28 protein-coding genes are annotated in these 24,869 nt (G+C 64.6%); 15 read left to right on the top strand and 13 right to left on the bottom strand.

Annotation, left to right across the window (positions count from 1 at the left end; all coding sequences use genetic code 11):
* Positions 1–38 precede the first annotated feature (38 nt).
* The 4 genes from BBJ41_RS32865 to BBJ41_RS32850 all read left to right on the top strand — a co-directional run bounded on the left by BBJ41_RS32865 (position 39) and on the right by BBJ41_RS32850 (position 3,258).
* Positions 39–491: a GNAT family N-acetyltransferase gene (locus BBJ41_RS32865; RefSeq protein ID WP_069750524.1), complete on the top strand. Its 453-nt coding sequence runs from the start codon at positions 39–41 to the stop codon at positions 489–491.
* Positions 492–783: 292 nt separating this feature from the next.
* Positions 784–1,872, top strand: a complete 1,089-nt coding sequence (locus BBJ41_RS32860) for a hypothetical protein (RefSeq protein WP_069750523.1) — start codon at positions 784–786, stop codon at positions 1,870–1,872.
* Entirely contained in the window at positions 1,869–2,321 is a 453-nt protein-coding gene (locus BBJ41_RS32855) for an outer membrane protein assembly factor BamE (RefSeq protein ID WP_167362241.1), read from the top strand. Before BBJ41_RS32860 ends, BBJ41_RS32855 begins: the two co-directional genes overlap by 4 nt.
* Before the next feature lie 82 nt (positions 2,322–2,403).
* Positions 2,404–3,258 (top strand): methionyl-tRNA formyltransferase, encoded by an 855-nt coding sequence (locus BBJ41_RS32850; protein WP_069750521.1) that lies wholly within the window; start codon positions 2,404–2,406, stop codon positions 3,256–3,258.
* A gap of 63 nt (positions 3,259–3,321) precedes the next feature.
* On the opposite strand, the gene BBJ41_RS32845 is transcribed toward BBJ41_RS32850, so the two are convergent.
* The 11 genes from BBJ41_RS32845 to sctU form a co-directional block, all read right to left on the bottom strand.
* Entirely contained in the window at positions 3,322–3,777 is a 456-nt protein-coding gene (locus tag BBJ41_RS32845) for a CesT family type III secretion system chaperone (RefSeq protein ID WP_069750520.1), read from the bottom strand.
* A gap of 70 nt (positions 3,778–3,847) precedes the next feature.
* Complete coding sequence (locus tag BBJ41_RS40825; protein ID WP_156814949.1) at positions 3,848–4,048, bottom strand: hypothetical protein; 201 nt, start codon at positions 4,046–4,048, stop codon at positions 3,848–3,850.
* Positions 4,049–4,136: 88 nt separating this feature from the next.
* Positions 4,137–4,367: a hypothetical protein gene (locus BBJ41_RS32840; RefSeq protein WP_069750519.1), complete on the bottom strand. Its 231-nt coding sequence runs from the start codon at positions 4,365–4,367 to the stop codon at positions 4,137–4,139.
* Between the two features lie 31 nt (positions 4,368–4,398).
* The gene (locus BBJ41_RS32835) at positions 4,399–5,535 is read right to left on the bottom strand and encodes a hypothetical protein (RefSeq protein WP_069750518.1); all 1,137 of its coding nucleotides are present in this window, start codon (positions 5,533–5,535) and stop codon (positions 4,399–4,401) included.
* A 215-nt stretch (positions 5,536–5,750) separates the two neighbouring features.
* Positions 5,751–6,470 carry a hypothetical protein gene (locus BBJ41_RS32830; RefSeq protein ID WP_156814948.1) on the bottom strand — a complete coding sequence of 240 codons (720 nt, stop codon included), beginning with the start codon at positions 6,468–6,470 and terminating at the stop codon, positions 5,751–5,753.
* 110 nt (positions 6,471–6,580) lie between these two features.
* On the bottom strand, positions 6,581–6,844 hold the full coding sequence (gene sctS, locus BBJ41_RS32825) for a type III secretion system export apparatus subunit SctS (protein ID WP_069750516.1): 264 nt from the start codon (positions 6,842–6,844) through the stop codon (positions 6,581–6,583).
* Positions 6,845–6,855: 11 nt separating this feature from the next.
* On the bottom strand, positions 6,856–7,506 hold the full coding sequence (gene sctR, locus BBJ41_RS32820; protein WP_069750515.1) for a type III secretion system export apparatus subunit SctR: 651 nt from the start codon (positions 7,504–7,506) through the stop codon (positions 6,856–6,858).
* Positions 7,490–8,644 (bottom strand): type III secretion system cytoplasmic ring protein SctQ, encoded by a 1,155-nt coding sequence (gene sctQ / locus BBJ41_RS32815; RefSeq protein WP_069750514.1) that lies wholly within the window; start codon positions 8,642–8,644, stop codon positions 7,490–7,492. The genes sctR and sctQ overlap by 17 nt, the downstream gene beginning before the upstream one ends.
* Before the next feature lie 78 nt (positions 8,645–8,722).
* Positions 8,723–9,373, bottom strand: coding sequence for a type III secretion system protein SctP (gene sctP / locus BBJ41_RS32810; protein ID WP_069750513.1), 651 nt, complete (start codon positions 9,371–9,373; stop codon positions 8,723–8,725).
* A 12-nt stretch (positions 9,374–9,385) separates the two neighbouring features.
* Positions 9,386–11,479, bottom strand: a complete 2,094-nt coding sequence (sctV, locus tag BBJ41_RS32805; protein ID WP_069750512.1) for a type III secretion system export apparatus subunit SctV — start codon at positions 11,477–11,479, stop codon at positions 9,386–9,388.
* A gap of 20 nt (positions 11,480–11,499) precedes the next feature.
* Entirely contained in the window at positions 11,500–12,567 is a 1,068-nt protein-coding gene (gene sctU / locus BBJ41_RS32800) for a type III secretion system export apparatus subunit SctU (protein ID WP_069750511.1), read from the bottom strand.
* A 79-nt stretch (positions 12,568–12,646) separates the two neighbouring features.
* Here sctU and BBJ41_RS32795 point away from each other — a divergent pair, with 79 nt between their 5' ends.
* The 8 genes from BBJ41_RS32795 (at position 12,647) to sctT (ending at position 18,929) form a co-directional block, all read left to right on the top strand.
* Positions 12,647–13,435 carry an HrpB1 family type III secretion system apparatus protein gene (locus tag BBJ41_RS32795; protein WP_236872191.1) on the top strand — a complete coding sequence of 263 codons (789 nt, stop codon included), beginning with the start codon at positions 12,647–12,649 and terminating at the stop codon, positions 13,433–13,435.
* A 17-nt stretch (positions 13,436–13,452) separates the two neighbouring features.
* Positions 13,453–13,845, top strand: coding sequence for a type III secretion protein HrpB2 (locus tag BBJ41_RS32790; RefSeq protein ID WP_069750509.1), 393 nt, complete (start codon positions 13,453–13,455; stop codon positions 13,843–13,845).
* 89 nt (positions 13,846–13,934) lie between these two features.
* Positions 13,935–14,687 carry a type III secretion system inner membrane ring lipoprotein SctJ gene (gene sctJ / locus BBJ41_RS32785; protein WP_083282080.1) on the top strand — a complete coding sequence of 251 codons (753 nt, stop codon included), beginning with the start codon at positions 13,935–13,937 and terminating at the stop codon, positions 14,685–14,687.
* A 3-nt stretch (positions 14,688–14,690) separates the two neighbouring features.
* Positions 14,691–15,461: a type III secretion protein HrpB4 gene (locus BBJ41_RS32780; protein WP_069750508.1), complete on the top strand. Its 771-nt coding sequence runs from the start codon at positions 14,691–14,693 to the stop codon at positions 15,459–15,461.
* Positions 15,446–16,249 (top strand): type III secretion system stator protein SctL, encoded by an 804-nt coding sequence (gene sctL / locus BBJ41_RS32775; protein WP_069750507.1) that lies wholly within the window; start codon positions 15,446–15,448, stop codon positions 16,247–16,249. The genes BBJ41_RS32780 and sctL overlap by 16 nt, the downstream gene beginning before the upstream one ends.
* Entirely contained in the window at positions 16,246–17,592 is a 1,347-nt protein-coding gene (gene sctN, locus BBJ41_RS32770) for a type III secretion system ATPase SctN (protein WP_069750506.1), read from the top strand. The genes sctL and sctN overlap by 4 nt, the downstream gene beginning before the upstream one ends.
* Entirely contained in the window at positions 17,592–18,107 is a 516-nt protein-coding gene (locus BBJ41_RS42150) for a hypothetical protein (protein WP_069750505.1), read from the top strand. Before sctN ends, BBJ41_RS42150 begins: the two co-directional genes overlap by 1 nt.
* A 6-nt stretch (positions 18,108–18,113) precedes the next feature.
* Positions 18,114–18,929, top strand: coding sequence for a type III secretion system export apparatus subunit SctT (sctT, locus tag BBJ41_RS32760; protein WP_069750504.1), 816 nt, complete (start codon positions 18,114–18,116; stop codon positions 18,927–18,929).
* A gap of 141 nt (positions 18,930–19,070) precedes the next feature.
* Here sctT and BBJ41_RS41735 read toward each other — a convergent pair whose 3' ends face one another.
* The gene (locus BBJ41_RS41735) at positions 19,071–19,259 is read right to left on the bottom strand and encodes a hypothetical protein (protein WP_232036334.1); all 189 of its coding nucleotides are present in this window, start codon (positions 19,257–19,259) and stop codon (positions 19,071–19,073) included.
* A gap of 6 nt (positions 19,260–19,265) precedes the next feature.
* On the opposite strand from BBJ41_RS41735, the gene BBJ41_RS32755 reads away from it, so the two are divergent.
* The 3 genes from BBJ41_RS32755 (at position 19,266) to BBJ41_RS32745 (ending at position 23,625) form a co-directional block, all read left to right on the top strand.
* Complete coding sequence (locus BBJ41_RS32755) at positions 19,266–20,540, top strand: helix-turn-helix transcriptional regulator (RefSeq protein WP_236872189.1); 1,275 nt, start codon at positions 19,266–19,268, stop codon at positions 20,538–20,540.
* A 39-nt stretch (positions 20,541–20,579) separates the two neighbouring features.
* Positions 20,580–22,367: a type III secretion system outer membrane ring subunit SctC gene (gene sctC, locus BBJ41_RS32750; RefSeq protein WP_069750502.1), complete on the top strand. Its 1,788-nt coding sequence runs from the start codon at positions 20,580–20,582 to the stop codon at positions 22,365–22,367.
* A gap of 82 nt (positions 22,368–22,449) precedes the next feature.
* Positions 22,450–23,625 (top strand): leucine-rich repeat domain-containing protein, encoded by a 1,176-nt coding sequence (locus tag BBJ41_RS32745; protein WP_069750501.1) that lies wholly within the window; start codon positions 22,450–22,452, stop codon positions 23,623–23,625.
* A gap of 236 nt (positions 23,626–23,861) precedes the next feature.
* Here the strand turns inward: BBJ41_RS32745 and BBJ41_RS32740 are convergent, their stop codons facing one another.
* A complete protein-coding gene (locus BBJ41_RS32740) occupies positions 23,862–24,662 on the bottom strand; it encodes a response regulator transcription factor (RefSeq protein WP_236872188.1) in 801 nt (266 codons plus the stop codon).
* Positions 24,663–24,869: the final 207 nt, after the last annotated feature.

The following is a 24,869-nucleotide window of genomic DNA, read 5'->3' as shown; positions in this document are numbered from 1 at the left end:
GGCGCGGCACACCCGGCTGCAAAAAATTCACGACAGGCATGAAACAACTCGTTCTGGATCGAACTGACGACGTGATGCGGTTCGTCGCATCACTGACCGGAGAGGAAAGCTATCCTAACTATGACGACGCGATCGGTCTGGAGCGGGACGGGAAACTGGTCGCCGGTGTGCTGTATCAGGCCTACAACGGGCCCAGCATCGTGATGCACGTGGCCATGTCGGGGTCCCCGCATGTCATTACACCTGGATTCATTTGCGCGGCGTTCCGCTTTCCGTTCATTCTTCTGCGCTGCAACCGGATCAGCGGCTACGTTCGCGCCGACAACCTCGCCGCGCAGAGACTGGACGAACATCTGGGTTTCAGGCGCGAAGGCGTGATCCGTGAAGGCGCATCCGACCGAACCGATTTCATTCTCTACGGGATGCTCAAGCATGAGTGCCGCTTCCTCGACGGACGTTACCTCGAGGCGATGAACCGCGAGCTGGCCTAGCCGGATGCCGTCTCATCCGCGAGCGGCGACGGTTGGTCGATTCGATGCGTTCCGCCGGCAGCGGGTTAAGCGAAATGCGCGATCGTTCGTCATGTGCCGGCGAGTCGATGCGCGATCCGCGCATCCGGGATCGCGGGCTTGCAGGACACCACGCGCGCTTGCCATAGTCAGGTACCTTGCGATGCCTCAGCCATATCCCCTTTCCCGATCGGACACCGTCACCCGACATACCGATCGCGATGACGAAAACGACATCGCGCGGGCCGATGCAGGGCGAAGTGTCGACGACGCCATGTCGATTCTGCGTACCCTGATCGACGGGCGCGGCGCGGAACTGAAGGATGCCGCGGGTGGCCGGCCCGGGCAGGGAGAGGCGGCCAGGGTTACGGATGCATACCTGCCGGGGCAAGGCTTGCCGCGCCGGACCCTGCCCGGTACGGCAGGTGTGCGCGGTGGCGGCCCGCAATGGCCGACGCGGGTCATGCCCGGCGCGCTTGCGGGGATGGCGAGCATGCTGCCTGAGGCTGGCGTTGTCCCGTTCGTCGGTGGCGATACGACGCCGGACAACACGGCGGAAAACGCGGGAGAAGGCTTCGCGCCCACGACACCGCAGCAGGCCGCGACTTCATGCGCGACGCAGCCGGGCCTGATGGAACCGGGGCAAGCGTCATCGTTTGCTTCGATTCCGATTCCGTTTCCGTTTTCGTTTCCCGGCTCTGCAACCCCGAATGTGGTGGCGGAGGGACGGGTTGCCGTCGGAGACGAGAGCCGGCCGAGCGTCGTGCCTGCTCCCGAAGCGATGGCAGACGAGCCGATGCCGGCGCTGAAACGCTCGCCGGCTGACCTGCCGGTGTTCACGGCGAATGCCGTTCAGCAACCGATGCAGGCGCGGACCTTGTCGCCGCCTGCGCCTCCCGGCGCACGCATACCTGTCGATTCAAACCGGGATATTCCGCTGCGCGTCCGTCCAGCGGAAACCACGCTTGCCGAAGCGAAGCGGACGGTGGCCCGTTTTGCCGGTGCGTCGGCCCGGCGCGTCGAAGCTTTCACGTCGACAGCGGGGCGTGTGTTGTCGAAGCACGTCGCCGCGTTTTCCGGCCTGCGCGCCACCGGCGCGAGCACGGCCCAACGCAGCGGGATATCGACACCGGGCCGTTCGTCCTCCGAAACCGCCCTTGCAGGCAGCAGCGAAGCGGACGCGTCGGCTGCGGCATCGGGCAACGAAGCCGCGGGCGTCGTGAGCGTGGTCCGGTTCGTCGCGCAGGCGCGCGAATGGCTGGGCGAGCAACGGACACGCGCACCGGCGAATGCTTGCGGGCGCCACCGTAGCTTGCGTTGCCGCCTGTACTGCCGCGCGGGATGCATGCGGCGCGGTACGTGATCGCGACTGCCTTCGTGGTTATTCAACCGAATCTTTCAGCTTGCTTATCCGACATGAAAATCAATGGAATGCGTAGCCTGCCGATCGCGCTGCTGGGTGCCATGCTGCTCGCGGGCTGCAACACCGCATCGCAGCCGTCGGCGAACGAGGCGCCCGAATTTCCCGATCCGGGCACGGCCTGGGTCATCGGCGGCGTCTATGGCGACGTAAGAAACATCAGGCAGATCGTACCGGGGCTTACTGAAAATCAGGTGTATCTGCTGATTCGTGAGCCGCACTTCAGCGAGGGGTCGTACGGCGTGCGAGCGTGGAACTACGTTTTCAAAATCCGGACCGGGGGTGGAAATGCCGCGTACATGACGTGCCAGTACCAGGTGCGGTTCGACAAGCAGCGGATCGTCCAGGCGACCTACTGGCGCGATCCGGCATGCGCGCGATATGTGATGTAACGCGTATTCGCGACGCGGGTCGCGTGGGCGGTGCATGCGCCTGATCGTCACGATGCCGCAGATCGATGGAGAGAGATAACCCATGCGCTTCGCCCTTGCCGGCTTCGACATGTTTCATGGCGTGCTCGACACGCTCGTGAGCGCGGGATGGACGCCCGTGTCCCTGTTCAGCTTCGTCACCGACGATCAGGTCAACTCGAACACCGAGATCGTTTCGTATGCGGCGGCGCATCGCCTGCCGCTGCAGATGTCGCGGATCGACGAGGCGGCGCTGCGCGCGTTGCGCGATCTCGACTGCGACGTGCTGGTCGTCGCCGGATACGGCTGGAAGATCCCCGACTGGACATCCTATGTACGGCACGCCATCAATTTTCATCCGGCGCCGCTGCCGGACGCGCGCGGTCCTTATCCGTTGATGCGCGCCATCCTGGACGGTCACCGCGAATGGGCCGTGACATGCCATTGCATCTCGAGCGGGTTCGATTCCGGCGACATCGTCGCACAGGAGCGTTTTGCGCTCGCGGCCGACGAGTGTCACGAGAGCCTGCAGCTCAAGGTGCAGATGGCCGGGCGCCGGCTGGCGCGGCAGATCGCGTATCGCTTCGATGCATTGTGGGCCGCGCGCACGCCGCAGGCGGACGGCAGCTACTGGCCGAAACCGACCGAGGCCGACCGCACGCTCGATTTCACGCGGCCGCTGAACGAGGTCCTGGCGAAGGTCAGGGCCAACGGATTGCACGAGTGCATCGCGCATCTGGTTGGCAGCGTGCTCTATGTGCGGCGTGCTATCGGCTGGCACGAGCAGCATGCCAGCGAGCCGGGCACGATCGTGCACGTCTGTCGGCGCTGGTATGTCGTTGCGGTGCCGGATGGTTTTGTCGCGTTGATCGAATGGAGTGCGGTCAGCCTGTCACAGCGAGCGAGTATCGGGCCGTAACCGGGGGCGGCCGACTGCTTGTTTCCTGTGTTGGGGAGCGTGACGAACCGGGCGGCCGACGGATCACACCCGCAGCCACAGAAATTCACCCGATGCGATGCCCTCGAACATTTCATCGCTCGATTCGATGATGTTTTGCCGCCAGTAGCGGCCGTGCTCGGCATAGTGACGCATCAGGTCCGCGAGATCTGCTCCGCCGAAGTTCGGATCGAAGGGCAGCCGGATGATCAGGATGATCGAGCCGGTGTCGGCGTCGACGCCGAGTTGTGCCTGATCCTGCGCATAGATCAGCAGGTTCGCTTCCAGCATCAGCCGGAAAACGACCAGCGTACGGCCTGCCGTGACGGCACCGAAGTGGAAGTTCGCGTAGATCGCATTCTGGTCACGCTCGACGTGCATGAAGCGCACCTCGAAACCCTCGACTTCGACCAGTCCCGTTTCCTGGATGTGCTCGACGTCGTGAAGGCCGACGACTTCGCAGAACTGGGCGACGAGATCGAGGTAGCGCGGATCGCTCACGAGTACAAGGATCAGGAAAAAGCCGACGCGGCGATGTTCGATGAATCGGATCGCGTCGGCATACGAAACATCAGCCCTTTTGCGAGGCCTTTTCTGCACCTTCACATGCGGTTTTTACCGAGTTGGTGACCTGTGTCGCCGCACTCGAGATGGCCTGGTTCGCCTGAAACACGCCTTGCAACTTGACACCTTCCAGCGTCAAGGCCGTACTTTGAGCTGCCGCGCCCTCAAGCGCTGACGTTGCCGCTGCCGGACCAACTGCTCCTGCCATGATGTTTCTCCTTGATGAATAACGAAGGGTGCTACGGATGACCTGCCTTCACGCGGACGATCGCCGCCGTCGGGCAGAAATGAAACGATTACATGCGCCGGATCTGCTGGATCACGCGCGACGCGGCGAGCAAGCCACGGTAGAGCGTCGCACGATTACGATTGTCGGTTTCGGAGCCCGGCGCTGCTCTGTTCACGTTCTCGGCAACGTCGAAGAGCGCGTGCTGGATCTTCTCGATCGTCGTCACCGCATCGGGATCCTTGATGAGCGATGACAGATTGTCGAACTGCTTGGCGTAGGGTGCGATCGGATCGTACATGTCACTGGTCCTGTTGCGAGTCCATGGAAAATCACGAAGTCGGTAACGGCGGCGTGGATCCGGCCGATGTGGACGGAGACGCCGGCATTCTGGTCGGCGACGAGGCGCTGCGTGCGACAGTGTCGCCGTCGACGGACGCCGCCGCCTCGCCTGTCGCGCCGGATGCCGGCGCGGCATCGGCGGGAACCTCCACGGCGTAGATGTGTTTGACGCCGTCCGGCGTCTGCGTGTACTGCACGGAGTCGGACGATACGATCTCCGAGAACTGGCCGGTCACCGGCGCGGCGTGGCCCGGATTCTCCGTGACCTGGACGACGAGCCGGCGGATGTTCGAATCGAGGTCGGCACGCACGCGCGTGACGGCCTTGTCGACCGCGTCCTTGCTGTCGACGGCGCCGGTGATCGCGAAGTCGCCGTTGCCGAGATACTTCACGTGCACGCCCGCGATGCCGAGCGAATCCTCGATGCTGTGCACGGCATTCTGCGCGACGTCGTAGCTGCGCACGATGTCCGTCGGCGCGATTTTCGCGAGCGTCGATTTCACGAGCTGATCGTCGGACAGGTTGGGGACCATGCCCGTCACGACGCTCGAATTGCCGACCGTGCGCACCTGAAGCTCGGTCATGTGTGCTGCCGCGAGCGCTTCCTGGATACGGGTCGTCCGGTAGGCGGGGCCGTGGCGCAACGCGGCTTCGCTGGCGGGCGCGGTGGTGAGCAGGACGGCTGCGCCCGCAACGATCCCGAGCACGACGCAGGTGCCGAGCGCGCCATAGTAGCGCCGGCGCTTGTTGCGTTCGACGTCGACGGGCCGGATCAGCAGCGTCGACAACAGGTCGAGATCCGACGGCCACGTCACGTCGTCCGGCCCGATGCACAGGATCGTGTCGCCGAACTGCATCGGGGCGAAATCCACCAGGATCACCGTTTCGCCCGCGGGTGCTGCGATTGCGTTGCTGCCTGCTTCAGCCGCCGGGGAACCGGCCGGGACGTCCGCATACGTGGTCGCGCGCACGACTCCCGACGTATCGACGTCAAGCATCACGTCGGCGGACTTCCAGTCCATCAGGCGAATGTCGGCATCGGCCCCGCCGTGGACCGCATGCCGCCCCGGCGCAAGCTGCAGCGTCGCGCCGGCGTGGAATCCCGTCAGTATTCGTAGCTGTTTCATCACGAGGCTGGCGATCTCAGGGTTGCATGTGGAATCCGTGTCGTCGTTTCTGCCGCTCACGCATGGCCGATTACCGAGTCAATATAGATGGCGAACGGGTGGCGTCGACGCGGAACCCGAACACTTCGCGCTTTGAGCGAAGCGTCGGTGCGGGCACGTGCCGCGAGGTGCGTGACCGGTACTTGCCTTGCGGACGTTCATGCCGGCCGCCATGACTATCGCTGGAGCACGCTTAGCGTATCCAGTGCGCATGCGCACTGGCGCGGCGTTCGCGGACGGTCGAACTGACGCAGCAGCAAACCGGCCAGCAGATTGAAGTGGCGTGCCGGGTCCGGCAGCCTCGGCGTGTCGTTCGTCTCGTTCGGTCGCGCCACGGTGTGCGCGCGCAACATCTCGAGACTGGATTCGGGCAGTGCCACGCCGGCTTGCTGCAGGCCCAGCCAGCGCGCCGACCACGCATGGATGCGCGCGGCGCGCCGGGCGTCGGGTTGCGTATTCGAATCGGTCAGCAAATCGAGCAGCTCGCGCGTGCACTGGTCGCGCAGCATCGGTGGATCGGCAGCCGGGTCGACCGGCGGCAGCTCATGCTCCAGGCGATGCGCAGCCGGGGCGATGGCGGGCCGGCGTTGCCCGGCCTTGAACGTGATGGCGGGTGCCGCGTCGGATGGGTCGTTCTGTCCGTCATGCGAATCTTGTCGGCCGCGACCCCCGCCGTAATGGGGTTCGCGTTCTTCATTGGCGACATCGGATTCCTGCAGGCCATCCGCGGCGTCCGCGCCCTCCGCATCGCCTGCTGCCATCGCGGCGCGCCTGCCGCGCGCGAAGCGGCGCCGACGCGCGAGTCGCGCCACCATGCTTTTCGTGCGCTGCGTCTGCGCGGCGCTCGCTTGAGACGGTGCGCCGCCCGGTGCGAAACGCGTGCCGCGATAGAGCACCGCGAATTTTGCGGCAGTCGTGCGCTGCGCGCCGGCAGGCCGTTTGCGTGTCGCCGCCTGGGCAATCGGCGTGAAGCGGTGCGAGATGCGTGTCATGCGGGCCTCCCGGATCAGAGCGGAAACGCGATCCGCATCATTTCGTTCGCGAAATGCAGGACCGCCGCGCAGGACAGCGGTGCAGCGATCACCAGCACGATCGTGACGGCGATCAGTTTGATCGCGAATGGCAGCGTCTGGTCCTGCAGCGACGTGACCGCCTGGACGAACGACACGGCAAGCCCGACCACGGCGGCCGCGATCACGAACGGCAACGAGACGGTGAGGCACAGCACCATGCCCTGGGTGGCGGCACGGACGAGCGAATCGACGTCCATGGTGTCTCCGGTTACTTGTAGGTCAGCACGAGCCCGTGAATCAGCGTCGACCATCCGTCCATCACGACGAACAGCAGCAGCTTGAACGGGATCGCGACGTTCGTGGGCGACACCTGGTTGAGCCCCATCGATAGCAGCACGTTGGCGATGATCAGGTCGATCACGATGAACGTCACGTACAGCAGGAAGCCGATCTTGAACGCGTCGGTCAGCTCGGTCAGCGTGAACGCGGGCGCGAGCACGATCAGGTCGGTCTCGCGCAGCGCTTGCGCTGCCTCCTTCGGCCACACGATCGACGCGGAGCGCAGGAAGAAGCGTTTCTCGCGCTCCTGCGTATGCTTGATCAGGAACTGGCGAAAAGGCTCGCGCGCCGCTTCGACGGCCTGCAACACGGCCTGGGACGATTGCGCCGCGATCGGCTGGCTGCTCAGCGTCTTGGCCGCCGTCATGCCGATGGGCGCCATCACGTAGACCGACACGAGGATCGCAATGCCGTTCAGCACCATGTTGGGCGGCACCTGCTGCACACCCAGCGCGTTGCGCAGCAGCCCGAGCACGACGACCACTTTCGCATACGAGGTCACCACCATCGCGACGAACGGCACGAGGCCGATCGCGACGATGATCAGCATCAAGCCGGAAAGATCACTGTACTGAACCATGCTCGTGCGCCATGCGGAGGATGCGGATGCCGACGTGCTCGCCGATGCCGACCAGTTCGCCGTGGCCGATCACCTGGCCGTGGGCGATCAGCTTGAGGGTCAGCTCGGTGATCGCGGTGGGTAGTTCGATGACATAGCCGGGCGCCAGGGACGACAGCTCGTCGATCGTCAGGGCGACGGTATCGGCGACGAACTGCACCGGCAGCTCGAGTTCGCCGACTTCAACGGCATGTTCGTCGGTGTCGTGCCCGGGCTCCGGCATGTCCGGCTCGGTACTTTCGGTCATCACGGGTTCCTTCAGTAGGGTGATCGTTCGAGCGTGCAGCGCCACGGCAACGCGGCAGTGCACGAGTCCGGCGTTGCCCCACGACGCAAGTGCGACGTGATGTTGCGCACCGTCCGGTGCGTCGTGCATCGCGTGCAGCCACGCTGCATCGAGCGATGCATCGAGTGCGCGCAGCAGGATGTCGCCGCTTCGCAGGCTCCGCAGCGCGTCGACGGACAGCCGCTTGGCGCCGAGCACGAGACTGCCGGGCAGGCGCAGTACCGCACCGAAACGCACGGGGCGTGCGGTGCGGGACAGGCAGGCGTCCAGCCATTCGACGCAGCGGCCCGGCAACCGGGCGACGACGTCGTGCCGCCGGCCTTGCAGCGCGAGCGACAGCGCGACGGTCACGTCTTGCGGGCGCGCACCCGGCAACACGCCACGCCGTACCGCCACGACCTGCACGCGTTTCAGGCCGAGCGTGGCAAGACAATCCAGCAGGGGACCGCACAGTACGTTCGCAACCGCGTTGCGCAGCGTCAGGTCCGCGCCGGTGCGCCCGTCGGCGGCCTGTTCCACCGACCACGCGCAGATCGACAGCGCCGGGTAGTGCCCGAGATCGATCAGCAGGTGTGCGCTTGCCGGACCGGCGGGCGTGTCGAGCCGCAATTCCACGACCGCCGGGTCGGCATGATCCGGCGCGCCGGTCGCGAATTCGCAGCGGAAATCGCCGATGTCGAGCGTGTCCTGCAGAAATGCCGGCAGGCGCGTGTCGAACAACCGGCGCGATGCGTGCGCACACGCGGGGTCGAGCCGGGTGACCGCAAGCGGCGTACCGCGGCCCTCAGTAATCGAATGCCGAATCAATTTCATCCCGTGTCGGGCAATGTCGTGTTGCCTTCGAGCGGCGCGCCGATGAAGGCCGCGCTCGAAGGACCGGTTCGAGCCCGGCTACCACACCGTGATGCGGACGCGCTTCGGTTGTCCCCATGCGCGCAGCATGGTATCGAGTGCTTGCTCGAGCGCCGTACTGTGGGCCAAGAGTAGCTGCCGGGCCTCGAGATCCTTGGCATCGAACCGAAGCTGCAGGTCGAAATGCGAAAGGGACAAATGCAGCTCGGTGGCGGGGAGAATCCGGTTGCTCAGCACGATGTGGGCTTCCCATTGCCCGCCGGTCGCGACGGCGCCATCGGCGCAGAACGCCGCGATCTCGCGCGACAGCGCATCGAGCAATCGGAGGTGATCGCGCTGCGCCTGCAGCGCGACCGACGCAATCGGGGCCGCGGCACTCGCGATGCGGGTGCCGACCGCCCGGCATTCGAGCAGCTCCGTGGGCGTCAGATGCGATTCGGAATCGGCTGTCTCGTACCCGGTCGGCACGGACGAAAAGGTGCCGGGATGCGGTACGGCCGTTTCGGGTGCGGCGTCTCGATCGTCTTGCGCGCGTGCTGCCGGCGGCGCGTCGGACACGGGCCTCACGACCGTGCGGCGCCTGCCCAGCAGCGCCGCATAGTCGAACCCGCGGCCGCCGCGGCCGGGCAGCGGCGGCGGGTCGTCCTGGTTCGACGGCGCGCGGAGGTCGGCGGAATCGATGCGGCTCACGGCAACGCGGCGTCAGACCGAGATTCTGCCGATCGGGCGCAGATCCACGTGCTCACCCAGTTCCTGGTATGAGTACACGGCCAGCCAGCCGAGCTTGCTTTCGATCATTCTTCGCACGTAGCGGCGAATGTCCATCGACGTGACGAGTACGACGCCGTCGGTCGGCCGCTGGCCGACGACGGACTGGATCTTGTCGATCAACAGGCTGATCTCGTCGGGCGCGAGGGCGAGGAAATTGCCCGTCGGCGTCTGCTTGATCGACTGCCGGATGTGCTGCTCGACGGGCAGGTCGAGCAGCACCGCGGGAAGCGTGCGCGCGCCGCGTGTCGCCCGATGCGCGAGGAAGCGCGACAGGTCGCCCCGGACATACTCGGTCAGCATCAGCATGTCCTTCTCCTTCGGCCCCCAGGCGATGAGGCTTTCCATGATCGCTCGCACGTTGCGGATGGAAATCTGTTCTTCCAGCAGCCGCCGCAGCACGTCGGCGATCCGCGGCGGCGGCAGGACCTTCTGAACCTCGGTGACGAGCCCCGCATGGTCCTTGCCGAGCTGATCGAGAATCCACTGGACTTCCTGAATGCCGAGAAACTGCGTTGCGTGCCGGCGCATCAGCGCGATCGACGCGTGGGCGAGCACCTGCTCGGCACCCCATGCCGGGATTCGGGCGGGCACGTCGCGCGCTTCGACCCAATGGGTGGCTTCTCCGTCAGGGGTGATCGGATCGCGCGGCTCGCATGCCAGGACGAGTGCGTCGCGCTGGCGGATCTCGTCGGGCGACAGCGCGACACCGGACATGACGCACGCCGGTTCCGGCAGCATGACCCTGCCCGGCGGCAGTTCGATCAGCAGGTGCGGCACGTCGTGAATCAGGATTTCCGCGTGCATGGCAGGCAGCGCCGCGTGCGTCCACATCGTGATGCCCGGGAACGGCAACCCCAGCTCCTCCTCCAGGCGCGCCCGCTCTTCGCCGAATGACCTGTCGAGCGTGGGCAACGACAGACGCGGCATCAGGTCGGGCGCGACACGCACGCCGATCGGGCACGCGAACTGCGGTGCGCGCGACATGATCGACGGCGCGTCGGCTTTCGCGCCCGAGCGCTGCATGGCCTGCAGCCCGTCGGCCGCCGGGCCTTGTTGCGGTTGCCGCCGGTCGAGCCGGTGCGCGGCGAAGGCGAGCGTCGCCGAAAGCAGCAGGAACAGCAGGACCGGAAAGCCCGGCACCAGCGCGAAGCCGACCAGCAGCAGCGCCGCGAAATACAGCGCGCGCGAACTCGACCCGAGCTGGCGCCCGATCTCCTCGCCCAGCGAGCGCGGTTTCTGATGACGTTCGTCGGCGACGCGCGTGATCATCACGCCGGCCGCCACCGACAGCAGCAGCGACGGAATCTGCGAAACCATCGCGTCGCCGACCGACAGGACCGAGAAGCGGTTGGCCGCTTCGGCCGCGGTCATCCCGTGATAGGCGACGCCGACCGCGATCCCGGCGACGATGTTGATCGTCGTGATCAGGAGGCCGGCGATCGCGTCGCCTTTCACGAACTTCATCGCGCCGTCCATCCCGCCGTGCAGCTTGCTTTCGATCGCGAGCGTCGCGCGCCGGTGTTTGGCTTCCTCCGGCGTGAGCAGGTTCGCACGCAGATCCGCATCGATGCTCATCTGCTTGCCGGGCATCGCGTCGAGCGTGAAACGGGCGCCGACTTCGGCGACCCGTTCCGAGCCTTTCGCGATCACGATGAACTGCACGGTCGTGATGATGATGAACACGACCAGCCCGACCACGAGATTGCCGCCCACCACGAGCTTGCCGAAGCTGTCGATGATGTGGCCGGCGTCCGCGTGCAGCAGGATCGACTTGGTGGACGCGATGTTCAGCGACAACCGGTAGAGCGTGGTGAACAGCAGCAGCGACGGGAACGCGGACAACGACACGATGTCCGGCACGTACATCGTCACCATCAGCAGCGTGACGCTGATGGCGATGTTGATCGCGAGCAGGATATCGATCAGCTCGGGCGGCAGCGGCAGGATCATCAGCGAGATGATTGCGATCACCAGCATCGCGATGCCGATTTCGCCGCCTGCCGGAATCTTGAGGAACTTGGTCATCGGAGTGCTCGGCGAAGAAGTCAGGGGGCGTACGAATCGGGCTCGCGGCTCGCGCCGATCGCGTCGACCCAGCGCAGGATCGCGGCGACCGCCTCGAACAGCTCTTCCGGCACCGGATGGTTCAGCGTGACCTTGTAGAGCGCCCGCGCGACGGGCGGGTTGCCGATGATCGGCACGCCGGCGTCGCGGGCGGCGCGCCGCAACGCCGCGGCATTCTCGTCCATGCCCTTCGCGATCACCAAAGGCAGCGGATGCTCGTCGGGCGCATAACGCACCGCAACCGCGAAGTGGGTGGGATTGACCACGAGTACGTTCGCCAGGCCGATCCTCGGCTGCGGGGGCGCCGTGGCCTGCTCGCGCGCGATGCGGCGGCGTTCCCGCTTGATTTCCGGGCTGCCGTCCTGCTCCTTGTGTTCGCGCTTGACCTCGTCCTTGCTCATCTTCATTTTCTTGATGAACAGGAAGCGCTGCAGCTTGACGTCGATCGCGCCGACCAGCAGGAAGATGCCGATCGAGATCGCGGCGAGCTTCGCGAGCATGTCCCAGAACATCAGCGACAGGCCGGCGAGCGGCTGGTAGATGGACCCCACGACGAGCGGGAACAGCCACTTGATCGATTGCCACATCACCCAGCCGATGAGGATCGCGTTGACGATCATCTTCACGCAATCGATCAGGCTTTTCGCCGAGAAGATCCGTTTCAGGCCGCTTGCCGGGCTGACGGACTCCATGTTCGGCGTGACCGGCTTGGTGGCGATGCGAAAGCCGACCTGCGCGATGCTGCCCGCTATCGACGCGAGCGCGGCGGCGAGCACGCACGGCAGGATCATCTTCAGGGCCGCGGCGCCGATCCGGAGCAGGTTGTCGTCGACGGTCTGCAGCGTATGTTCCTGCGCGACGAACGACAGCGGGATCGTCACGATCTCGTGCAGCCCGTCACGCATGAGCGGCACCGACGCGATCAGCGCGACGAGCGCGCCCGCCATCGACAGCGCACCGGAGAAATCGGTGCTGCGCGATACCTCGCCGTCGTCGCGCGCATCCTCGAGTTTCTTGTCGGTGGGTTGCTCGGTCTTTTCGTCGCTCATGGCGGCCTGCGGTTACGGGTTCCGGCGAAACGGGACGCGCGCCGTGATGCTTCCGGCCCGACACTAACGTTTGCCCGGGATGACACGGCCGCGTGATGCGAAGCGGCGGGGCGTGAGCCGAAGCTCGGCGGGCAAGACTGCCGCAACAGCGGCTCGCTTCGCATCGCGCGTACTTGCTTCGCGCTCATATCGGGCCGGCGAGAGGGAATTGTTATGGTCGGAGCTGCCGATATCGGCCCGACGACGCTGCCGCGTCGGTCTCAATTCCATCGCAGGAGCACAAGCCATGACCGCAGACACGCCCGAGTATCTGAACTGCAGCCCGGACATCATCGGCGGGTTGATCGAGACGGCTTCCGTTGCGCTGCTGGACAACTTCCCGAACACGCACGTCGACCTGTTCGACATCGAGCAGGTGATCGATGCGTTGCGGGTCCTGCGCCCGCGGGTGGTCGAGATCGATACGCTCGACGGCATTCTGCGCATGGTGAAAGGGCAGTGGCACGAGGCGAGCCAGATTCTGCTGCGCGTGATCGAGTTGCGGCCGAAATTCGGCTATGCCAAGGCGTTGCTTGCGTTCACGCTGTCGTCCATGGACGATCCGGCGTGGCGGCAGGTTGCCAGCGAAGCGCTCGCGGATGATCCCGACAACAAGGAAACGCGTGCGCTGGTGCGGGCGCTGGAAGTGAAGGACGAGGTGAATCGCGCGGTGCGCGACCATCGTCCGGGCCAGCCGTTCGTCGTTCCCGCATCGCTGCAGGAATCCGGCGCGGCAGCCGATGCCGGCGAGCCGGAAAGCGACGCGCGGCGCGATCACGCGAGCGCAGCCGAAGTGTTTCAGGGCGGCAGTACCTTTCTGCGCGCCTGAATCCAGGAGGATCCGACATGTCCGTCCAGACCGTGCCCGAAGCGGTGCTGAGTGCCGCCACCGAGACGATGGCGCCTGCGTCGACCCCGGCCGCCGGAACGTCCGAGCTGGGTGACAAATTCCGGATGTTGATGGAGCGAGCCTCGATGGCGCCGCCCGAGCATGACCATACCGGAGCCTCCTCACCGGTAGCGAAGGCCCTCGCGGCGGAGGATGCGCAGTTCATGAAGGTCATTGATGATGTACAGCGGTTGCCGGCGGAAATGCCGGGGATGTCGCTCACGGAGATGACGGATCGTTCGGTGCAGATGATGTTCGAACTGACGAGCACGCAGATGAACATGCAGGTCAAGATGAGCCTGGTGGAATCGTCGAAATCGTCGGTCGAGACCCTGATGAAGAACCAATGACATTCCCAGCGAAGCGAAACATCGCGACCGGCTGCGCATGCGGATCGGCGCACCGTACCGCGAGGCCGGGCCGGCCGGTTTCACGTTTGATGATCGTGATGCTTTGCGCAGTCATCCTTGCCGGATGCAAGAAAGAGGTCTACGGCAATCTCACCGAGCCGGACGCCAACGAAATGCTGGTTGCGCTGCTCGAGCAGGGTGTCGACGCGAGCAAGGACAGTTCGGATGGCGGCAAGAGCTGGACGCTCGACGTCGAGGACCGCCAGCTGGTGCGCGCGATGCAGGTGCTGCGTGCGCATGGATTGCCGCGCAGCAAGTTCGACGATCTGGGGAATCTGTTCAAGAAGGACGGTCTCGTATCGACACCGACGGAAGAGCGGGTCAGATTCGTTTATGGCGTATCGCAGGAGTTGTCCTCGACCTTGTCGAAGATCGACGGCGTGATGGTCGCGCGCGTCCAGATCGTGCTGCCGAACAACGATCCGCTCGCGCAGGACATCAAGCCGTCGTCGGCCGCCGTGTTCATCAAGTATCGTCCGGACACGGACATCAACACGTTGATCCCGCAGATCAAGACGCTCGTCATGCATAGCGTCGAAGGGCTGACCTACGACCATGTGAGCGTCACGACCGTCGCGGCCGACCCGCTCGAGCTGTCGAGGCTCCCCGCACCCGCGTCGAGCCCGTGGTCGATGGTGATGCTCTTCGGCGGTCTGGTCGCGCTGCTCGCGGGCGCCGGATTCGCGGTTTATCGGTTTGGCCTGAAACGCCGCGTGCCGCCGCTGCCGGGCTGGCTCGATACGTTCGCCGCACGCCTGCGGCCGGCCCGCAAGGAATCGTAGGCGGTGGCCGGACTCGCGACCCCGGCGACGTTCGACTCGGGCGCGCCGGCCGTGCGCGTCGCGGCTGCGCTCGATCATTATCGGCGCAACGTGGATCAGGCAGCGGACTGGGCGCACCCGTCGTGGGTGGCGGCGTCGCTCGACGTGCCGGAGCAATCGTTGCCGAACTGGCGCGACAGGCTGGCATGCGCGTCGCCGGACATTGCCGTCCGCTGTTCCCGGGCACTGATCCGCGCGCTGGGCGTGACGCCGCCCGCGATCGCCGCGTTGTCGCAAGGGGGATTCATGCGTGCCGGGCCGGTCTCCGCGGCGCAACCGAATGCGTCGCTGCTGGACGTCGTGCCGGCGCGGCTGGCGATGCAGATCTGCCGAATGCGCGCGTTGCTGCTGCGCCGCGGCGAGGTCAGGCGGTTGATCGACCGGCGCGCGCAGCGGCGGCTCGCCGAGTGGACCGGACTCGATCTGGACAGGCTGATGAGCGGCGCGAATCCGGACAGCGCGAACGATATCGCGCGGCTCGCGGCGGCGTCGATGCCGCCGCTGGCCGCTGTCGACGCGGACAAGCTGGCGGTCGAGGGCATGTCGCTGATACTTCGCGACCTGAAAGTGACGGGCGCGTCGCCGTTTCCATTGGCCCGACTGGCGCTGCCCCGGCATCTGGCGCTTCCGGCGTGGCTCACTGCATTGCCGACGCAACACGATGAGGCGGGCACGGCCGGCATGTTTCGCCGCCTGCCGGATTTGCTCCAGGAGTGGGCATGGTTATTTGGCTGAACAACAGCCGGCTCGCAGCTGGCGAGGACGTGCAGCTGGGCTTGCACGGGGACGTGGTCCGGCGCGAGACGTTCGGGCATCTTTTGTCGATCGCCGAGGCCTACGGGCAACTCGACGACGATCGGGCACGCGTGCTCGCGCAGGCGCGGGCCGAGGCCGCGGAGATCGTCGCGGCGGCCGAGGCACAGGCCGGGGCGTTGCTGGAAACGGCCCACGACACCTACGAGACGGCCACGAAGCGCGGTTATCGCGAAGGCTCGAACCGCGCGCTGGCGGAGTGGGTGGAGCGTCTCGCCGATGCAACCGATGCGCAGAATCGCCTGCAGGTTCGCATGCGCGAGCGACTGGCGGACATCATCGCGTCGGCGGTCGAAAGCATCGTCCAGAGCGTGGATCGCGAGGCGCTGTTCTCGCGCGCGTTGTCGACCGTCGACCGGATCATCGAGAACTCCACGTATCTTCGCGTGTCGGTCAATCCGCAGGATTACGAATCGGCGCGTGCCGCATTCGATCAGCTGGCGGCGAAATGGCGCGATCTCGGCCGGCCGATTCCCGTGTCGATCGTCGCCGACAAGCAGCTTGCGCCGGGCGCGTGCATTTGCGAAACCGATTTCGGTTCGGTCGACGCGAGCCTGAAAACGCAATTGCAGGCGATGCGCCGGGCGGTTTCCCGCGCGTTGAAGCGTTCGATCTATCAGGATCAAATCGATGCAGGCGACGCACGCGCGTGGACGGGCGCGGATGACGTCGAGCCCGATGGCGTGCAGCCCGCCGAGGTATCACGATGAAGAGAGAATGGTTTGACCAGACGCTGAGGTTCGAGCGGCTGACGGACGAGATCGAGCGCGAAATCCTGTTGCAGCCGGGCGTGTCGCGCACCGGCAAGGTGATCGAAGTGATCGGCACGCTCGTCAAGGTCGGCGGCCTCGACGTATCGCTCGGCGAGCTGTGCGAGCTGCGCACGCCGGGCGGCGTCCTGCTGCAGCAGGCGGAGGTGATCGGGTTCACGCGCGATTTCGCGCTGGTGTCGCCATTCTCGAGATTGACGGACATTTCGCGCTCGACCCAGGTGATCGGGCTCGGGCGCTCGCTCTCGGTCAAGGTCGGCGACATGCTGCTCGGCCGCGTCATCGACAGCCTCGGCGATCCCGTCGATGGCGGCCCGCCGATCGAATCCGACGAGTGGCAGCCGGTGTTCGCCTCCCCGCCGGAGCCGATGAGCCGGCGGCTGATCGATACGCCCGTCGCCACCGGGGTGCGTGTGGTGGACGCGATGATGACGCTCGCGGAAGGGCAGCGGATGGGTATCTTCGCGCCGGCGGGCGTCGGTAAAAGCACGCTGCTCGGCATGTTCGCGCGGGGCGCCGATTGCGATGTCAACGTGATCGCGCTGATCGGCGAGCGTGGCCGGGAAGTGCGGGAGTTCGTCGAACTGATACTCGGGCCCGCCGGCATGGCGCGCTCGGTGGTCGTGTGCGCGACATCCGATCGCTCGTCGATGGAACGCGCGAAGGCCGCCTACGTGGCAACCGCGATCGCCGAGTATTTTCGCGACCGCGGCCTGCGCGTGCTGCTGATGATGGATTCGCTGACGCGTTTCGCGCGGGCCGGGCGCGAGATCGGCCTGGCCGCGGGCGAACCGCCTGCGCGGCGCGGCTTCCCGCCCTCGATCTTCGCCGAGCTGCCGCGCCTGCTGGAGCGCGCCGGCATGGGGGCGACCGGTTCGATCACGGCGCTCTACACGGTACTCGCCGAGGACGAGAGCGGCAACGATCCGATCGCGGAAGAAGTGCGCGGGATTCTCGACGGGCACATGATCCTTTCGCGCGAGATCGCGGCCCGCAACCAGTATCCGGCCGTCGACGTGCTCGGCAGCCTGTCGCGCGTGATGTCGCAGGTGATGCCCGCATCGTATGTCGATGCAGCCGCGCGGGTGCGCACCCTGATGGCGAAGTACCGTGAAATCGAAATGCTGGTGCAGATGGGCGAATACAAACCGGGTGCGAACCAACTGGCTGACGAGGCGATCGAGCGGCACGACGCGATCAAGGCATTCCTGTCGCAGCATACCGACGAAATCGTCGAGCCGTCCGATACGGAAGCGCAGCTTTATGCGTTGATCGGCACCTGATGACGGCGGTCAGCCAACGCCGGATCGCCGCGCTCACGCATGCGAATGCCCGTCGTACCCGTGAGATCGACGGATGGCGCGGCGAGCTCGCCACGCGGTTCGGCGAAAGAAGCACGCTGCTGGAGCGCCGTGCGATGAAGCGCGAACAGATCGAGGGCGAAGAGCGGACCATCGCCGGCCAGCAAGCGCGTATCGATCGCATGACGAGCGACGGTGACGGGTTCTCGATCGAGTCGTTCACGCAGTGCGTGCGATATATCGGCGTGGTGAGCGACCGCAAACGCGGGATGGTGGCGGAACTGGAAAAACTCGACGGCGAACTCGAACGTGCTGAAAGTGCGATCTCGACGCTGCAGCGGCAGATCGCGACCGCCACGCAGAAGATCGAGCAATGCGATGAGCGGATCGCGGCGATCCGCCGGGCGCTGGATCTTGCGCGCGAGGATGCGCAGGACGAAGAGAACGAAGAAATGGCGACCGCCCGGTTCATCCGGCGTCGCGCGTTGCAAGGATGACCCCCGATGATCCAGACGCTCGAACCGCTGGTTGCCCTGCATAGCCTCTTCATCGGCTATCTGACCGTCACGGGGGTCTGCGCGCTCAGGCTGTACGTGTTGATGTTCGTGTTCCCGCCAACCGCCGACGGCGTGATCCAGGGGCTGGTGCGCAATGCGCTGGCGATCGTGTTCAGCGCCTATGTCGCGGTGGGCCAGCCGATCGCGTTCAGCGAATCATTGCATGGCGTGTTCCTGATCGAAGTGATGTTGCGCGAGGCTGCGATCGGCCTCGTGCTGGGTTACGCGGCGTCGACGGTGTTCTGGGTGGCCGAAAGCGTCGGTGTGTATATCGACGATCTGACCGGACACAACAACATCCAGATCACCAATCCGGTGAGCCAGGTGCAAAGCACGCCGGTCGGCACGCTGTTGCAACAGGTTGCGATCATGGCTTTCTGGGCGCTCGGCGGGATGACGTTCCTGCTCGGGACGCTCTACGAATCGTACAACTGGTGGCCGGTATCGGAGAGTATGCCGATCTTCGGCGACGTCGTGGAGTCGTTCGTCCTCCGGCAGACCGATACGTTGATGCAGTCGATCGCCAAGCTCGCCGCGCCGTTGTTGTTCATCCTCGTGCTGATCGACATCGCGTTCGGCTTCATATCGAAATCCGCGTCGAAGCTCGATATCTCGACGTTGAGCCAGCCGGTGAAGGCCGCCGTTGCGATTGCCATGCTCGCGATGTTCATCGGGCTGTTCGTCGATCAGGTGCAGGGCCAACTGGCGCTGCGTTCGCTCGAAGCGCAGTGGCGTCATGTCTTCCAGAATCACGCGAAATGATCGCGTCGTTCGTTCGACGGGAATGGCACGCTCAACATTTCTCAATAAATATTGGGAAATAAGATTAGTTGAGTTTCTTAATATTTCATTGAGTTACGCTGATCTCCATTGCAGCGCTGAAAGGCCTGCGTGCACTGGGGATCAGACATGTTCTCGACACTTTATTTTCCGCTTGCCGCGTATCTTGGAACACCCGGTTTCAGTTCGGATCGCGAGCGCTTCGGAACCCTGATTTTCACCGGCGATATCGGCGTTGCGCGGCAACTCGCGAGTCGATGGGCGGATGACGTCGACGCGCCGGCTGCCGGATCCAGCGGCCTTCAACTGCATGCCGACATGCAATTGCTGACCGGCGGCGACGTGGAGGCCGAGGAGGTCTATCGAACGGCCCAGCGCATGAGCAGCGCGCCGCGTCAGGCGATGCGGGCGGAATCGTGCCGCAACACCGCATGGCAGGCGTTCATCCATTATCGGTTCAGTACTGCGCTCGCATGCTTTGGCCGTGCCGCGGACGAGGACAGCATCACGACGAACCGCCTCGTCGAAGTTCGCGTCGGCATCGTCTGCGTGCTCTACGAACTGGGCCGCGTAACCGAGGCGCTGACCGAGCTGGACGAATTGCGCGCGCTCGTCGAACACACGCAGGAGCCGACCATGCCGTACTGGCGGGAGCTCATCGTGGCGCTGAAGCTCGATATCGCGATGCAGTGTGCGCTGCGCTCGTCCGCCGCGTTGCAGGATCACGTCTACTGGCAGTCCGGCTCGAAACATGGCCGCCTGGCGCGCATGTCGCTGCACGATTATCTTCAATCCGAAGAGAGCGCGGCGGATATTGCGTGTGTGCAGATGCCCGTGTTGCGAGCCCGTATCGACTATCTCGGTCAACTTCGCGAAGCGACCGGATCGGAACGCAATGCGGGCGAGCAGTTGCTGAAACACGTGAACTGGGCGCGTGATCAGAACCTCCACGACTACCAGAGGACGCTGCGGCTCGAGATCGCGCTCGCGATGCTCGCGTGCAATGCGACGCAAGCGGCAGACCTGATCCTCGAGCCACTGTACGGCACCGGCCAGGCGGGCCTCGCCGGGCATCGGCAGATCGAGTACCTGTATTGCGCAGCGAAGACCCGCCAGGCGCAAGGCCGCATGCAGGACGCGCAGCAACTCTACAGCCGTTATGCCTTGACATCGATGGAGTGCTTGCGCGAAGCGTTGTCGGTGCGGGTTCCGTTCCTCGAACGCAAGATCCGCGAAACGTCGCAGCTCGACGACATCGGCGCGCGGCTGCCTGCGCGGTACCGTCGCGCATACAGCTTCCTGCTCGACAATCTCGAACATGCCGATCTATCCGTGCGTGACATTGCGGTGGCGGTTGGCGTGACGGAGCGCGCGTTGCAGAGCGCGTTCAGGAAGTTCCTGAACATGTCGCCGAGCGAGCTGATCCGCCGCCAGCGCATGGAGCGCATCCGTTCCGAACTCGTGGACGGCGTGGCATCCGACGGCGGGGTGCTCGCCACGGCGACGCGCTGGGGTGTGCAGAGCCGTTCGACGCTGATTAACGGTTATCGAAAGCAGTTTGACGAAGCACCGTCTCACACGCTCGGGCGATAACAAACCGATTCTTACTTTCGTGACGAGTGTGTGATTGCGATGAGACCAACGATGATGTTTTGCGCGGCATGGGCCGCGGGGGTGATCGGGCTGACGGCCTCGGGCGTCGCGCATGCGGATGCGGTGCGCTGGCGCAACGGCGTCGCGCACGTGACGGCGGAAGGCAAGGACCTGAAGGACGTGCTGCGCGACCTGCTTGCCAGCCAGGGCGTGACGGCGTCGATTGCCGACAACGTGCAGGGAACGGTCACCGGGCGCTTCGACATGCCGCCGCAACGCATCCTGGACGCGCTCGCCGCGACGTTTGGATTCGTGTGGTTCTACGACGGCAGCGTGATGTCGATCAGCAACGCGAACGACGTGACGCGGCAGATCGTCCGCCTCGACAACGCGTCGATCGGCGATCTCAACTCGACCTTGCGAAGCATGGGTCTCGACGACAAGCGATTTCCAATCACCTACGACAACGGGGCGCGCACGTTGATCGTCAGCGGGCCGCCGCAGTATGTGCAGATGGTGAGCGCCGTGGCGAAGCATCTCGACGAGACCCTGCAGCGTGCGAACGGAACGGTCGTGCGCGCATTCAAGCTGCGCAGCGCGTGGGCCGCGGACCACAAGGTTCAGATCGACGGCAAACCCATCGTCGTGCCTGGCGTGGCGACGGTCGTGTCGAATCTTTATCATCCGAAGCAATCCGGTACGGCTGGCACCGGTTCGAAAGCAGCGATCGGCGGTGTGCAACGATTGTCGGGGGTGTCCGATGTGAACGGCGACACCGATGGCGGATCGCCGCTGCGACCGCCGCTGCCGCCGGGCATGGAACGCAGCGATGCTTCACGCAGCCTGGTGGGCGGGTTACTCGGCAGCGGGCCTGCGCCCAGCAGCGGGAAAAACGGCGCGTTAATCGATGCTCAATCCGGTCGTTCAGGCAGTACAACGATGGATACCGGGCGGGGCGACGAGAGCTTGCCGGTAGTGGAAGCCGATCCGACGACCAACTCGGTGCTGATCCGTGACACGCCGCAGCGGATCGGGCTGTATGCGCCGCTGATCGAGAAACTCGATGCACGGCCGAACCTGATCGAAATCGAAGCGCACATCATCGAAATCAACGATGACCTGTTGAGACAGATCGGCGTCGACTGGCGGGCGCACAACAGTCATGTCGACATTCAGACGGGTAGCGGGACGCTGCAGCAGAACGGCTACAACGGCAACATCAACCCGAATTTCGGCGTCACGACGCTGTCTGACGGCACCACTGCCGTTGCCACCACACCGGTAGGCGGCGCGATCACGGCGGTGCTCGGCAATGCGGGACGTTATCTGCTCGCGCGGATCACCGCGCTGGAATCGACGTCGGAAGCGCGCATCGACGCGAGCCCGAAGGTCGCCACGCTCGACAACGTCGAGGCGGTGATGGACAACAAGACCCGCTTCTTCGTGCGTGTCCAGGGTTATACGGCGGGTGACCTGTACGCGGTGTCGACCGGCGTGTCGTTACGGGTGTTGCCGATGGTCGTTCAGGATGACGGCGTGACGCGAATCAAGCTCGACGTGCACATCGAGGATGGCCAGATCACGGGCGACAAGGTCGATACGCTGCCGGTGATCACGAGCAGCGAGATCAATACGCAGGCGTTCGTCGGTGACGGGGAAAGCCTGCTGATCGCCGGCTACAGCACCGACAACGATTCGAACGGCGTCGCGCGCGTACCGTGGCTGTCGAAGATTCCGCTGGTCGGCGCATTGTTCCGCGATACCAACCGGTCGCACAAGCACATGGAACGCGTGTTTCTGCTGACGCCGAGAATCCTGCATTTCTGACTCAGGCGAGTGCGCTTCGAGCGCGCGCGAGGCGCGACCGGCTCGGCTTCGAGCACGAATATTTTTTTACACGGGAGTCGTCATGGGGCTGAAGCCGTCCAGAGAGGAGCCGTCTGCCGGGAGCGTCGAGCACGTCCGGCATGAAGAGATCGAGGCAACGAGCCCGACTTCGGGCCCGCCTGAGGCATCGCGGAGCAGGCTGGAATCGTTGCCGCCCGAGTTGTTCGGCCTGGTGGCCGGGCTGACTCCGCTGAAGGACCGTCGAGCGTTGCGGGAGGTCTCCAAGACGATTCGCACGCGGACGATTGGTTTTACGACCGCTGTCCGGGTCCATGATCGAGGTAGGTTGCGGGATTTGGGGCAGATTTATCCGGCCTTGAGGGACCTTGACGTCAGTGCATACCCGGGAATGAAAAATGGGGATGCCGTCGTCAAAGTGCGAGATTCGTCGAGAATGACACCGACCGAGACCGCGGATCTGGTGGCTATGCTGCACGAGAGGCGCGACCTCAGATCGGTGCAGCTCCATCAGAATTTTCTTGGCAAGAATCCTGAAAGAGCCATACCGATATTGAATGCGCTCGCGTCGGTCGATGCGCTCAAAATGACGAATCTGGCCGAAAACAACCTGGGATCGGATGCGCGCGTGACGGCTGCAGCGATTGATTTCGTGAAGAAGGCAAAGAATCTCGAATCAATGAACATCAATGATAATTTCGGGGAGCCCGACCACGAAAATTCCACAAAGATGATGGATGCATTGCGTGAAAACAAAAATATCACGTCACTGGAATTGAGAGGCAATTGGCTGGGGTGGCATCCCGATGGGGCGGATGCGTTGGCGAAGATGTTGGGGAAAGACGGTTCCTTGAAATTGAAGTCGATCGATCTCGGTGACAATTTCAGCTCTAGCCGCGCGCAGAACGCGGTGACGCTATTGCATGCGCTCCGCGATAACACCACCCTCGAATCGGCCGGACTGGCGAAGAACCAGCTGGGGAGGAGCGAGCTGACTGCAAACGCGACATTCGACATGTTGCGTACCAACCGGACACTGGAATCGGTGGACTTGAAAGGGAACGGTCTGGGGATGGCTCGCGACCGAAACCTCGTCGAACCGCTCGCTGCGGCCTTGCGTGAGAACACGAACCTGAAGTCGATCGACTTGCGTGACAACGGATTCAGTGCAGAGGAGCTGGAGGTGTTGAGCAAACTGGCGGAGGAAACGGGTAAAACGATCCTGACGAACGTCAGCTAGCGTCTTGAGTGCTTCGGCAGCGGTGCCCCGGGTTTCGTCATGCCGGGCGTGCGGGCGGAAGCGGCGTCGCAGGTGGCGCGGGTCGTGACTCCACGCCACCTGCCTGAGGCGGCAAGCGCAATCGGCCGGTGCAACGTGCCGTGGGCGCCGCTTCTCGGGCACCTCTGGCAGCGGGCCACCGTGGCGCCCGATCGCAATGCCTCGGCCGCAATCTCATTCTCGAATCACCGCCGGCGCTAGCTCGTACAGGTCGCCCCGTTGTCGCTCGTATGGCGCTTCGTCCGAAGCAGGCGCGATTCGACCGGCTCGACGATCTGCTCCATCACACGTTCGACGGCCCGCTCGATCCGGTAGCCGTGCGCATACATCGTTCGCAATACGATGCCGAACGCGCCGTCGAGCAGCAGCTTTTTACGCAGTTTGTAGATGTGCTGCTCGAGCGTGCGCCCGACAATCTCTTCGGAACTGCCCCAGACCGTCGCGGCAATCGCGCGTCGCGTCACATAGTTCCCCTGTTGCGAGAACAGCACCCAGGCGATCGCAAATTCGCGCGTGGTCAGCCGGATCACCTTGCCGTTTATTTCCACGCAGCCATTCCGGCGGCTTAGACGGTAAATGCCCATTCCGATTTCGTCGGCTGCCGGCTGCGAAGCGTCGCTCACCGACGGCTGGCCCGCAAAGCGATGCACCGCGAGCAGGAGCCGAAGGCGTAACTCACGCGGCTCGACCGGCTTCAGCACGATGTCGTCGGCGCCTGCGCTCAGGGCTGCAATCGCCCGGTCCTGCGCCAGGAATTCACCGATTGCGATCAACGGCGCGCGCCGGTCTCCGAAACACGCACGCCGGGCCAGGACCGGATGGGACGCATCCATTCCCGCCGTCGCGTCGAACACGATCGCGCTGAACTCTTCGCGATGCAGCGCACGCGCCAGATCGACGTCTTTGCTATAGCGCGCGCAGGTGACGCCATCGTCCGCCAGACAGCTTTGGATCATGTGAAACAACGCTGAGTCATGGGTAAATATTGCCAGCTTCAAGGGGCACCTCGCAAAGGCAGCGCTATCTTCAACCGAGACGCTCGGGAGGTCGCGATGGCGCGAGTCCCGGCCAACGAAAGGTAGGGGGAGGCGTCCGCTAGGTCCGTAACAATTTGTTAAAAAGCGGCGGGGCGTCTCTTCGAGGTTTGGGCGGGACGGATTTCTGACTGCGGAGATCGGGAAAATTCGGGATATTTGAGTGAAATT

The sequence above is a fragment of the Burkholderia stabilis genome, assembly GCF_001742165.1.
Taxonomy (GTDB): domain Bacteria; phylum Pseudomonadota; class Gammaproteobacteria; order Burkholderiales; family Burkholderiaceae; genus Burkholderia; species Burkholderia stabilis.
This window is presented reverse-complemented; position numbering and strand designations above follow the sequence as displayed.